The 12,193-nt window shown below is 36.5% G+C and carries 10 protein-coding genes and 1 tRNA gene; 9 read left to right on the top strand and 2 right to left on the bottom strand.

The genetic code is table 11. The annotated features are described in order from the left end of the window. Nucleotides 1-7: 7 nt before the first annotated feature. The 7 genes from LHV68_12715 to LHV68_12685 all read left to right on the top strand — a co-directional run bounded on the left by LHV68_12715 (nt 8) and on the right by LHV68_12685 (nt 9,290). Nucleotides 8-1,090: a glycosyltransferase family 4 protein gene (locus tag LHV68_12715; GenBank protein MCB4792729.1), complete on the top strand. Its 1,083-nt coding sequence runs from the start codon at nt 8-10 to the stop codon at nt 1,088-1,090. Between the two features lie 158 nt (nt 1,091-1,248). Then, nucleotides 1,249-3,000, top strand: a complete 1,752-nt coding sequence (dnaA, locus tag LHV68_12710; protein MCB4792728.1) for a chromosomal replication initiator protein DnaA — start codon at nt 1,249-1,251, stop codon at nt 2,998-3,000. Between the two features lie 93 nt (nt 3,001-3,093). Then, on the top strand, nt 3,094-6,063 hold the full coding sequence (locus tag LHV68_12705) for a GAF domain-containing protein (protein ID MCB4792727.1): 2,970 nt from the start codon (nt 3,094-3,096) through the stop codon (nt 6,061-6,063). A 59-nt stretch (nt 6,064-6,122) separates the two neighbouring features. Then, entirely contained in the window at nt 6,123-7,118 is a 996-nt protein-coding gene (locus LHV68_12700; protein ID MCB4792726.1) for a HEAT repeat domain-containing protein, read from the top strand. A gap of 273 nt (nt 7,119-7,391) precedes the next feature. Continuing rightward, nucleotides 7,392-7,691 carry a YbaB/EbfC family nucleoid-associated protein gene (locus LHV68_12695; protein ID MCB4792725.1) on the top strand — a complete coding sequence of 100 codons (300 nt, stop codon included), beginning with the start codon at nt 7,392-7,394 and terminating at the stop codon, nt 7,689-7,691. 74 nt (nt 7,692-7,765) lie between these two features. After that, nucleotides 7,766-8,233 carry a cyclic nucleotide-binding domain-containing protein gene (locus LHV68_12690; GenBank protein ID MCB4792724.1) on the top strand — a complete coding sequence of 156 codons (468 nt, stop codon included), beginning with the start codon at nt 7,766-7,768 and terminating at the stop codon, nt 8,231-8,233. Nucleotides 8,234-8,243: 10 nt separating this feature from the next. After that, nucleotides 8,244-9,290: an AI-2E family transporter gene (locus tag LHV68_12685; GenBank protein MCB4792723.1), complete on the top strand. Its 1,047-nt coding sequence runs from the start codon at nt 8,244-8,246 to the stop codon at nt 9,288-9,290. 143 nt (nt 9,291-9,433) lie between these two features. On the opposite strand, the gene LHV68_12680 is transcribed toward LHV68_12685, so the two are convergent. Together LHV68_12680 and LHV68_12675 are read right to left on the bottom strand one after the other, a co-directional pair. Continuing rightward, on the bottom strand, nt 9,434-10,093 hold the full coding sequence (locus LHV68_12680; GenBank protein ID MCB4792722.1) for an N-glycosylase/DNA lyase: 660 nt from the start codon (nt 10,091-10,093) through the stop codon (nt 9,434-9,436). Between the two features lie 21 nt (nt 10,094-10,114). Further along, on the bottom strand, nt 10,115-11,221 hold the full coding sequence (locus LHV68_12675; protein ID MCB4792721.1) for an outer membrane protein assembly factor: 1,107 nt from the start codon (nt 11,219-11,221) through the stop codon (nt 10,115-10,117). 90 nt (nt 11,222-11,311) lie between these two features. Here LHV68_12675 and LHV68_12670 point away from each other — a divergent pair. Further along, nucleotides 11,312-11,385, top strand: a tRNA-Arg gene (locus LHV68_12670). A gap of 252 nt (nt 11,386-11,637) precedes the next feature. Further along, nucleotides 11,638-12,183 carry a hypothetical protein gene (locus LHV68_12665; protein ID MCB4792720.1) on the top strand — a complete coding sequence of 182 codons (546 nt, stop codon included), beginning with the start codon at nt 11,638-11,640 and terminating at the stop codon, nt 12,181-12,183. Nucleotides 12,184-12,193: the final 10 nt, after the last annotated feature.

Genomic DNA, 12,193 nt, shown 5'->3' with positions numbered 1-12,193 from the left:
GATTTTTATGAAAATCGGCATAGATGCAAGGATGATAGACAATTCCGGGATAGGGACTTATATAAAGCTATTGTTGAAACATATAAAGGATTTTGATAAGAACGAATATTTACTATTTGGCGACCCTGCAAAGTTAAATCATTTCGGGATAAAAACCATAGAAGCTAAATTTCCAATTTATAGCATTACAGAGCAATTAAAACTCCCGGGAATGATAGAAAACTCAAAGGTAGATATATTCCATGAACCCCATTATAACATACCTTATTTTTACAGCGGAAAGATGGTGGTATCTATCCATGATTTGATACATATCCTTTTTCCTCAATTTTTATCCTCCAGAGCTGCTTATTATTATGCAAAATTCTTTTTGGCTTCGGCATGCGAAAAGTCACAAAGGATAATGACGATATCTGAAAATACTAAAAATGATATTATAAAGCATTTCCGGGTAGAACCTTCAAAGATAAAAGTGATTTATATTGGAATAAACCCTGTTTTTAAGCCGTCTTTAGAATTGGCAAAAGAGGTTCGGGAAAAAATAGGAAAATATATCCTCTACGTGGGTGCGCTCAGGCCTCATAAGAATGTACATACTCTGGTAGAAGCATTTAATAGGCTAAAAAAGAAAAATGAAATATCTCATAAATTAGTATTAGTAGGGAACGGAAAAAAAGATTATATCGTAAAGATACAAAAAATGATAGCTGCTTATTCTATAGAAAACTCTGTCTTAATGCCGGAAGTCCTAAACCAGGAAGAATTACGGAAATATTACTGCGGCGCGGATGTCTTTGTATTCCCTTCGCTTTACGAAGGTTTTGGGCTGCCGCCACTTGAAGCCATGGCGTCCGGATGCCCTGTCATAACGTCAAACTCATCCTCTATGCCGGAAGTCGTAGGTGATGCAGGGATAATGACCGACGCGCAAGATATAGATAGGCTCTCAAATGCAATTTATAAGGTAATTTCCGATGAAGGTTTAAGGAAAAAAATGATAGAAAAAGGGATTGCCCGTTCAAAAATATTCTCATATGAGAAAACCGTACGAGAAACTGTTAATATTTATAATGACGTACTCGGAAAATAATCGTAAAAGCATACCTTTTAAATTGAAGAAAAGCTTAAAAATTCATTGATTTTTATTAATATCAATATTTTCGAATTTATTGACTTTTTATTAATATATAATTATAATACTCTAATATGAATTACATCCTGTAAGCTTGCCGTTTTAATTTAATACTTATGAACTTTAGAAAATGGGAATTGATTTATTTTCCAGATAATGAAGATAAAACCAGGTGGCAGCTGCGGCTGAATATCGATGAGTTTGATATCAATTCGTTAATCAGTAATTTCTCGTATAAAATAAGCAACCCTGTTTCTTTAAAATTTGATAGAGAATTTAATTTTCTGATTTATTTTTATGGGTTGAGAAAAAATGATTTTAAGAATTTAACTGAAACTTTAAGGAAGTTATGTCAGAATGGACAGATCATCGAGGCAACAAGCTGGGAAGATGATAATAACAAGATGAAAATTGAAAAGGAAGTAGATCCTGCTGTTGAAAACGAAAAAAATAGCCAACCGGCTCACACATTCGCTTTCGAGGCCATGAGTTTAAACCCATCCTATACTTTCGAACAATTCGTGATAGGCCCTAACAACCGTTTTACAGCGGCAGCAGCCCAGGCTGTAGCAGATAACCCGAGCAGGATTTATAACCCGTTTTTTGTTTACGGCGGAGTAGGCCTCGGAAAAACACACCTGATGCATGCAGTAGGCCATTATGTAAAAAAGAAAAACCCGGCGGCACGCATTATATATTCCACCACGGAACAGTTCATGAGCGATGTTATAAACGCTTTAAAGAATAATAATTTAAATGTGATGAGAGAGCATTACCGAAAAATTGACATATTGCTGATGGATGATATACAGTTTCTCGAAGAATCGGAATCCACCCAGGAAGAATTTTTCCACACTTTTAATATTTTGCATCAAAACGGGAAACAAATCATTATAACATCGGACAGGCCGCCGAAACAGTTCACTTCTTTGGAGGACAGGCTCAGGAGCCGTTTTGAATGGGGGTTGATCGCAGATATAAAATCTCCCAACCTTGAGACCAGGGTAGCGATTTTAAAAAAGAAAGGTGAGATCGAAAAGCTTGAGCTTGATGACAATATATTGCTTTATATAGCTTCAAAATTAAAATCAAACATCAGAGAATTAGAAGGCTTTTTAAAAAGGGTGAATGCCTATGCGTCATTAACGCACCAGGAAGTGAATATGGATCTGGTTAAATCTCTTATGGTGGAGCTTTTACCGGAAGAAGAAACTTCAAAGCAATTAGAAACCAGCCTGCAGCCTTCCAAGGTTTATGTACTGAAGTCTCCTCAGATACAGCATCAAGCACAAAATCAAGTGCAAACATCACCTATGCCGTCACCTATTCCGGTATCAAACGGGACTGATAGCCAGATAGCGGAAAAACCGGTTTTACCTTTATCGGATCAAGATGTTGTTTTAATATCGAAATCAGCGGCTCTTCCTCCCAAGGCTATCGCTTCAAAGACAGCTAAAGAACAAGAAGAGCAGGATACTGACTTAAAACCGGTCGAGGTGGCATTTTTCTATCCGGAAGGGAAAGAAAAAGAGTTGTCAAAAGGCAAGGAAAGATTCCGGGATATAATAAAAAAGCATAAATTAAAATTTAAATTGGAAGGCATACTAGAACGGTCATATTTATTTTCTGAAAAAATAGATTATAATTTTTTTGTCAGCCCGTGTAAAGAAAAAGATATAAAAATAGCTATAATAATCGGCCCTCCACCTGAAACAAATATTGAGCCTGAAGATTTTTTGAATATGATTGCTTCGGTTATGGATGAGAACCAGATATCTTTGCAATTGATTCCCTGGATAGATATTAATAAAGATTACAGGTATCTGAACCTATCTTTAGATATCACTTTATTAAAACAGCATTCATAAAAAGTCTATAATAAGTCATGTGTTTTGGGTTTTGAGTCTAAGACTCACGGTTCATAACTCTCATAATACAAGAAAGGTGTGTGAATAAATAAAATGAAAAAGCTTATATTTAAGTATATCGTATCTTTTTTCCTTATAATTTTTACTGCAAGTATAATTTGCCTTGTATCCGCGTATTTGTGGATAAGGTCGTCTTTCCCCACCGATTTTAAGCCCTCTTTTGAATCCAGGATTGGCATATTGTCCCAAGCCCTGTCGGGTAACGTAAGTTCTAAAAAAATATTAAATATACTTGAGGATATTTCGGTAATTCCGGGTATTGTCAATGCCATAATTGTAGATAAAAATGATACGGTAATATTACTTCATGGACAGCAGAAGAGGCAATTTCTTCTTGATATGATCAGTTTTAAACTGCCTTTAAAAATAAACAATCAGATATTGGGATATCTAAAGCTCTGGCCTAAACCTGAATCGATACTGAAGTGGTTGTTTTTAAATAAAAATCAGCATTTTTTAATTGGCTTATTCCTGTTCTGGTGGGTTTTGTCGATTTTCGGTATTTATTTATATCTTGACAAAAATATTTTTAGCCCGCTTAAAGAATTAAAGTATTTTGTTGATCAGATTGAGAAAGATAAATTTACAATGCTTAAATTAAAAACTAATCACAGTATATGGCAGGAGATATCGAGAAAACTAAATAACATAAATGATAAATTTGCTGAAAATTCGGACACTTTGCGGATGCTTTTTTCTGCGTCAAAAATATTAACCTCCAGTATGGAAATAAACGAGATCTTTAATACTGTTCTGAATATAATACAGAAAAAATTTGAAAGTGTCTCATGTTCCGTGTTAATGCTGGAAGACGATGGTTTTTTAAGAATCAAAAATCAGCGCGGGATATCTCCTGACATAGTCCATAATATACGTCTGAACCCTGGGGAAGATTTTGCTGGAAAATCTTTTAATGAATGCCAGCCGATCATAATAAACGATATAGCCAAGAAAAATTCTGCAGTAACTCTAATGCTGAATGAAAAAGAAGGGCTGGAATCTTTTGTCTTTATCCCGTTAGTTATCGATTCGAAGTGTGAGGGGCTTCTAAATGCAAATAGCTACGAAAAGAATTATTTTACGCCCGATAAGATGAAGACGCTGTCTACGTTGGCTGAATACCTGTCTATAGGCCTGTGCAATGCCAGGTTATATGAAAGGATACAGGAATATAACCGCAGGCTGGGCATAGAAGTATCTTCAACTACCAGAGAATTAATACAGACGAACTCCCGGCTTATTCAAAAAGCAAAAGAAATGAAAGCTCTTTCGGATATTTTAACCGCATCTGCTTCAAAATCCAGTTTCTCTGAGATATTAACCGTAGTTGTAAAAAATATAAAAGAACTGCTTTCTGTACAGGCTTGCGGTTTTTTTCTTTACTCAAATGATACTGAAGAAATGATACCATACCCTCCGTTTTTCGGCATACAGAGCCAGGATTTTTCAAGTTTACGTTTAAAAATAAATGATATCACTGTGTTTAAATCGATTATTACTGAAAATAAAAGCCATATCTTCAATACAATGGCCAAAGATGCCCTTCCATTTTTATCCAATATATTTGATATACAGTCTTTGGTCCTGGTCCCGTTGTCATCGGGGGAAAAGATCCTGGGAGTGATCGCTGTAGCAAATAAAATAGAGGGGGCTTTCGGCAGAGAGGACTTGCGTATCTTGGAACTGATCTCTGACAGGATTTCAAGTATCATTGAAAACTTAAAGCTATACCAGGAATTAGAACACAGGGTGCATGATTTAACAACTTTACAAGAGATATCATCTGCAATATCGAGCGAACCTGAACTGGAAAAAACATTAAGGACAATAGTCTATACTGCCACAAAAGCATTTAATGCGGACCTCTGTGACCTATCCTTGTATAAAGAAGATACAAGAGAACTTATCAGCCAGCCCGGAGGTTATTTTACGGTAGGACAGGATGCGATAGAAACAAAAGTGAAGGTAGATGATCCTAATTCTTTTTTAGCCGAGGTTTTCCGTGAAGGGTCATCGTTCATGAGCCCCGATGCTTCGATCGACCCTCAAATAAAAAATCAGGTTCTCAGGCTGCTTGATATCCGTTCTCTTATTCTAGTGCTTTTAAAAGCGGAAAACAGGGTCATTGGTATTTTAAGGATAGGTAAACACCAGGCAAATTCGTACAAAAAGGACCATTTAATCTTAGCAGAATTAATTGCCCATCAAGCGGCCATAATCATTGAGAATGCACGGTTATATGATTCTTTACGCGATACAAAGAATGAGCTTGAAAGGCTTGACCGGGTAAAAAATGAATTTATCTCTGTAATTTCTCATGAGATCAAAACGCCTATCAGTGCTATTAAAGGTTTTGTTAAAGTTGTATTAAACGGCAATACAGGAAAACTTAATTCACAACAGGAAAAATTTCTCAAAATCGCAGACCAGTCTATAGACCGTCTTATAACGCTGGTCTCTGAATTAATGGATATTTCACAAATTGAATCAGGAAAGATTAAGTTGAATATTCGCCCGGTAGATGCTGTGGAACTTATACATACTGTTATAGAGAATATACCGCCTGCAATGTTCGGAAAGAAAATTGATATCAGCCTTGAATTGCCGGAAAACATGCCGTTTGTCCTTGCCGATGCCAAGCGATTATATCAGATTTTTGACAATTTGATGGTAAATAGTATAAAATTTACTCCCAGCGGAGGAAAGATCGTTATCCATGCTACGGATCAGGGCGACCATGTACTGTTCGGAGTAAAAGATACAGGTATTGGCATACCTGAAAAAGACCGTAAAAAAGTGTTCGATAAATTCTATAGAGTTGAATCAACTGTTAACAAAACTGTTTCCGGTGCAGGGTTAGGCCTTGCTATAGTAAAATCCATAATTGAAATACATGGCGGGAACATTTGGGTAGATTCTGAACCTAAGCGCGGTGCAAATTTTCAATTTATCATCCCTGTGGCTAAGAATACGGCAAATAAATATAATTTAGGAGGGAAATGATTTAAACAACTGTAAAACTAACAACACACAACTAATAACTCAAAGGGGAGGATAAGAAGATGAAGAGAATTTTGATTTTGGCAATGTGTATGACAATAAGTACTTTTGTAAAGGCAGAAACGGCTTCCAATGCAAATGCTGCGAAAGAAGCAGTTAGCGACCCTTATACCGAAAGCATCGCTCAATTAAAAAATAAAAATGCTTCCATCAGGAGACAGGCTACTGAAAAATTAAGCATGCTTAGGGATCCAAGGGCGATAGAGCCGTTAAGAGGTGTCCTCAAAGACAGCGATCAATTTGTAAAGATAGCTGCTATAGAAGCTCTCGGCCTGATGAGAGCAGGAAATGTAACAGACGATTTGATCAATATCCTGTCTAATGACCCTCAAGATGCTGTCAGGCAAAGCGCTGCTGTAGCCTTAAATTATATCGGTGATCCAAAGTCTGTGCCCGCACTTCATATGGCGCTCAAAGATAAATTTAAAGGTGTGCAATATGCAGCTGTAAATGCCATCGGTACTCTAAGGGACCCGTCATCCGTGGCCGTGCTTATGGAGAATTTAAAATCTCAGGACCCGGGCATGAAACGTTCGTGCCTTTTTGCATTAGGAAGGATAGAAGACCCGAAAAGCCTACCTGCCGTCAGGGAAGTCATGAATGAAAATGATCCTAATATGAGAGCTGAAGCAATAAGGATATGCGGAAACTTAAGAGATAAAGAAAGCGAGAGTCTGTTTAATAAATTCTTAAAAGATGAAAATATTAAAGTACGGTTGTCTGCTGCTGGTGCTTTAACTATGATAAATTCGAAAGCAGGTTTAAACGCTGCATTGGACGCAATGAATGCCCAGGACCCTTCTATAAGGATAGCCGGAGCAGCGATATTAGGTGACATCGGAGGAGCAAAAGCAAAACCTGCTCTTGATAAAGCCATGAAAGACACTGACCCTAACGTGAAACAAGCAGCTGAAGCAGCTTTAATGAAGATAAAAATTCGTGAACCTAAAGTTGAACAGCCGGTAAAACCTGTGAATAAAATTAAAAAGAAGCAATAAGTTCTTTATCTCGATGTATCCCGCCGTGGCGGGATGTCACATTATTACATGCGACATGAAAACTCCCGACTTTTGTCGGGAGATACCCGGCCTTCGTAGCCATAAAGGCTACTACGGCGGAGTAGGCAATGCATAATGATGTAGTCCCTAAATGGATTCCATCAAACTAAATAAATGAAGTCACAGTAGGCCGCGTTATTAAAGAAGCCTCAGGCTGAAGCCGGAGGAGCGTCACTCAAGGGAGCCTGCGGCTCCTGCCGAAGGAGTCCCATAATGGATATGTTTAAAATGATAAAAGAAGCAGCAGCAATGAAAAGCAAGTTAAGCGAAATGGAAAAGTCTCTTAAAGAAAAGATAATCGATACGGAAGAAAACGGAATTAAGGTTAAAATAAATGCAAAATCGGAAATACTGGATATAAAATTGTCGCAGGACGCAGTAAATCAGGGAATAGAAAAACTGGAGAAAGATATTTTAAGCGCATTAAAGAAAGCAACAAAAGAAGCACAAGCTGCAATGATGGAAGAAGCAAAAAGCCTGACCGGCGGCATGAAAATTCCAGGTTTGATGTAAACTCTTTTAAAAAATATTGTCGGAATAAAAGGGAAATTCTAAAAATGGATTAATGATCTTTAGCGGGATAAATTATGGCTATGAGCTTAAAGAAGATATTAAGAAAAATATTTATTGATGAGGAGTATTTAAAAAAGCGCGACTTCTTAAAATCAGTCTCTCTTTTCTCTGATCTGAACAAAAAAGCTTTGAATGAGATACTGGAAATATCTTTTGAAAGGAGTTATTTGTCCGATGAGGTAATATTTGAAGAAGGAGACCTGGGCAGAGCCCTGTATATTGTAAAATCAGGCGAAGTTGCTGTATATCAGAACAGGGAAAAGATATATACGTTCCACCCTGGTAATTTTTTCGGCGAGATTGCTCTTAGTAAAGAGGTCCCGAGGACAGCCACTGTAAAAGCAGTAACGGATTGTACGCTTATCCTTATTTATAAAGTCAAATTCGACGCAATCCTTGAGATAGACCCTTCTATCGGAATAAAAATGAAGGAAATAATTGACACACGTTTTAATAAGACAAACGACGCTGCAAAAAGTTGAAGGGGAAAATATGCTAGAAAGAAAAATATTTAAAGTTGCATTTCTAATTTTAGCGGCATGTTTTGTGTTATGGTTTATATATTTCATAAGAGATATGTTAATGCCGTTTATACTTTCTGCTCTTTTTACATATATTCTTTCCCCGTATATAACAAAACTTCAGGCAATGGGGCTTAAACGCTCGATATCTGTTTGCATCCTGTATACGTTATTTCTTTTTGTATTCGTAGGCAGTTTAATTCTTTTCCTGCCCAAGATAATTAATGAAGTCACTGTTTTAAATAACAACCTTCCGCAGCAATTCGAAAAATTCCAGGTCGTTATGAAGGGCCTTCAAGATAACCTGGAACAAAAATATCCTATTCTGAAGGATAAAGCAGTAATAGAAACCGGTATTCAAAAAGCAAATGAATTTTTATTATCACAAGTAAAGGAAGCACCTACGATAATAATGAATCTTTTTTCCGTTTTTTCTTTATTGGTCTTGATACCGATATTGATATTTTTCATGTTATTGAGCGGCAACGTGATAATGCAAAGGATATTTAATGCGATACCGAGTGAATTTACGGAAACAAGCCTCGGTCTTATCTTTGAAATAGATGAAATACTTGGCCAATTTATCAGAAGTCAGATTTTAGAGTCGATTTTTGTTGGCATACTTAGTATAGCAGGATATTTTATATTGGGCATAGATTATGCATTGATATTGGGTATAGTATCGGGCCTTTCAAATTTTATTCCCTATGTTGGCCCTGCGATTGCTATTCTCCCGGTTTTAATAATCGGTTTTATGAAATTCGGAACGATGTCTATAATTATTAATATTTTGATATTGTTTACTATAATAAGATTTCTTGATGATAATGTAATAAAGACTATTTTAATGAAAAGAACCGTAAATGTCGGGCCTATTTTAATGATCTTTTCAGTTATGGCGGGCGCTGAACTTTATGGTATGGTCGGCATGTTGTTGGCTGTACCTGTGGCCGCGATAATAAAAACAGTGGTTTCTGTGCTTATGGGCAAGCATCCTATAACACGTGATATAGGATGAGTTCCCATAAAACGATAATTGAAGCTGGCTGTGAGAGTGAACTTTCTCTTATAATAAACCTTCCTGTAGTTCCGGTGTTTAATATGAGTATCCAAACTTTAATAACTCTGAACACATTTTTAATTCTGCTGGTTGGGTGTCGTTCATTTGAATATTTCGCCTGCTTCTTTATACCAGAGAAGCAGGTCGAGGTGGTTCATAGGTATCTTAGATTTTTTTGAGAACGCAAGCATCTTGTTTTCGATGTCAAGGTATAGTTGTTCAGTCAGGCTTTTAGGGGTGCTGTCTATAACATTCAGCGCTTTCAGGTTTTTTAATATGTGCCTGTCTAAAATAGCGAGGTTTTCGCCAAGCCCCAGGTTCCTTAAAAAATGACTAGCCTCTTTGTAGCCAAGGCCTTTTACGTTTTTTACAAGCCATTGTCTTGCCTCTAAAATATCTTTAAAACTTTCAATTTTTCTTTTTATGGCGTTTTTACATGATTTGTCCAGCAACTTCCTAGCTTCAAGGACGTATCCTGCTTTGTTGTTCTTAAACCTTACCCCAAGATGCCCTATCATTGTAGCTATTCTATTCTTTTTCCCCTTATATAATAAGTTTTGTTTTGACAGGGTCTGAACCGCAGCCCAACAGGTTTTCGCTTTTGATTGGGGGGTAAAAAGACAAAAAACAAGCTCGGGAAAAATATGCCGGTCGCTGGCTTTTTCCCAGACTTCTATAAAATCCAGAAGCCTTTTATCCAGCTCATCTTTTTTAAGTTTCCATAACCTTGTTAATTCGTTAAGTTTAGTTTTGTCGTACATTGTTAGATAGAATATAAAGATTTATTTTAAAAAGGGTTTTTTTATCTTGTTCTTCCTTTCATAGCTTATTGTGGATATTTCCATGTAAATGGTAGGTGCTCTGGAATCAATGGCTTTGTTCACAGAAAATGCAAATGCAGTATTTAAAGCCTGAAAGAATTTTATAGTACAGCTAAAACCTATCCCAAAGCTTGCCTTTGTATCGCTGTATCTTTCAAAAATGTATTTATCCCCTATCCGGGCTGCTTCACTAAAAATATCTATAGTAAGTATCTTGAAAGTTGAATCAAGGATATCCTTTTCTATAGGTTTTGAAAGCGGGATATGGTACCCGGTTTTCCAATAAATAAGGCTGTCGCCGAGAAATTCTCGGAATTTATAGCCGCGCATCAGGTCGATCCCTCCTATGGCATAGACCGATGTCAGAGGCCTTCTTATTTCGGATAGAGGATATCCAAAGACAATATCAGAGCGTATGAAATGGTTTTTTACCGGATAGGAAAAAAAAGAAAACTCGGTGTCGAAACTCGTGTAGTCGTAGTCGCTCCCCAGCCTATCGAAGGATTTCGTTATTTGTATATATGTTTTGCTTCCTTTTGAAAGAGGCAGGGTTTCCTCAAGAGTATTGCGCAAAAAGCCCAAACTAACAGCTGCGTTTTTGCCGCGGTCAAGAGTAAGAAGCGAATCTACTCCTGCCGTATAGGTTTCTTCGAACTTAACAGCGGTCGTGACCTCGCTGTTTTTTGACGTGTTTATGCCGAGATAGGGCATAATATATCTGTTCCTCTGGATATATTTAGCATCTGAATAAAATGTTTCAAAAAGTATTTTATCAGAAAGCCCGAATCCGAAAAAAAATAGTTTAATATGATACCTGTAATCAAGATTGGAAAATATGTAATTATCCAGGTAATCATACCTTGAAGAAAAATTAAAATCATTGCTTGAGATTGTCTGTTGGAAAGAAAGGTCAATAACACCATTAGGAAGAGATATCTCGGAATCCGGTGAGAAAGACAAGGACATTTCTTTAAGCTTGGCTTCGGATATGTCTGCTTTTAAATTGATAACAGAGACAAAAAATGCAACTACTATTAAAAATATATTTTTAAAAATAATCTTCTTCATTTCTCTAATTGTATATTGACAGACTGCTTTATGTTGTTCAACTCCTTGACTAGCCTAGTCAAGTTTGTTAAAATCAAATACCAAATTTGCGGGCTTGTAGCTCAACTGGATAGAGCGGCAGACTTCGAATCTGCAGGTTGTGGGTTCGATCCCCATCAAGCCCTTAAAAAAGAATTAACTGGCAATTATTTTAACATATATTTCTGTCAAATCAAAATATCCAGAAAATACTCATACATTACCCCTTCGCAAAGAATTCCATCTTTGGGGATATAATTCCAGCCTTAGCATTGCATACCGGACAGTTTCTGCCCATAGCCAGACATAGTAAGGAAACACCCTTGAAATCCCAAAATTTCACACATTATTTGCAAAAAATTCTTGGAATTTTCATATCTATCTGTTATAATATTGATGTGAATATATATAAATATAAAATATTTGTCTTTATAATTATTTTGATTTTAGTATTTAATAGTATTATTCGAATATCCGATTTTGAAACTACTGTCACTGCGTCATTACCTGTAATTCAATCATCTATTTTTCAGATAGAATCATGCACCAGGCAGCCTTTAAAAATAATAGCTGACTCAATAAAAGACATTCCTTTTTCTCCTGAGTATAAGCAACCGAAAAAAAATCAAAACAAAAATAAAGATTCTCAAAGAAACAGTTCTTTTTCCTTTTCCAACCAAAAGGAAGGAGTGAGTTTAAATCTTAAGATAGACAAAAACGAAAGATCGCAGATGAATAATCTACAAACGATGATTTCTGATATTAAGATCCTAAATGCCGGCCCGCCCCGCGATTGGCCGCCGGGATTGTTCTATGTCTTTTTATTGATGTACCTTGTTTTATTAAGCAAGAGTAATCTGCCTTGGGAGATAACTGTCAAGTTGTTCAGTACAGCCCAGTTCCGCCTTTGCGGGATTGGGTTTTTTTATTTGTACGTAAGATAGCATTACTAGA

The organism is Candidatus Liberimonas magnetica, from assembly GCA_020523885.1.
Lineage (GTDB): Bacteria > Elusimicrobiota > Endomicrobiia > Endomicrobiales > JAFGIL01 > Liberimonas > Liberimonas magnetica.
The sequence above is the reverse complement of the archived record's forward strand: the minus strand, read 5'-3'. Positions and strand labels throughout refer to the sequence as shown.

Coding starts and splice junctions, on each gene's coding strand:
- LHV68_12715 (MCB4792729.1), top strand. CDS start 8: ATGAAAATCGGCATAGATGCAAGGATGATAGACAATTCCGGGATAGGG.
- dnaA (MCB4792728.1), top strand. CDS start 1,249: ATGAACTTTAGAAAATGGGAATTGATTTATTTTCCAGATAATGAAGAT.
- LHV68_12705 (MCB4792727.1), top strand. CDS start 3,094: ATGAAAAAGCTTATATTTAAGTATATCGTATCTTTTTTCCTTATAATT.
- LHV68_12700 (MCB4792726.1), top strand. CDS start 6,123: ATGAAGAGAATTTTGATTTTGGCAATGTGTATGACAATAAGTACTTTT.
- LHV68_12695 (MCB4792725.1), top strand. CDS start 7,392: ATGGATATGTTTAAAATGATAAAAGAAGCAGCAGCAATGAAAAGCAAG.
- LHV68_12690 (MCB4792724.1), top strand. CDS start 7,766: ATGGCTATGAGCTTAAAGAAGATATTAAGAAAAATATTTATTGATGAG.
- LHV68_12685 (MCB4792723.1), top strand. CDS start 8,244: ATGCTAGAAAGAAAAATATTTAAAGTTGCATTTCTAATTTTAGCGGCA.
- LHV68_12680 (MCB4792722.1), bottom strand. CDS start 10,093: ATGTACGACAAAACTAAACTTAACGAATTAACAAGGTTATGGAAACTT.
- LHV68_12675 (MCB4792721.1), bottom strand. CDS start 11,221: ATGAAGAAGATTATTTTTAAAAATATATTTTTAATAGTAGTTGCATTT.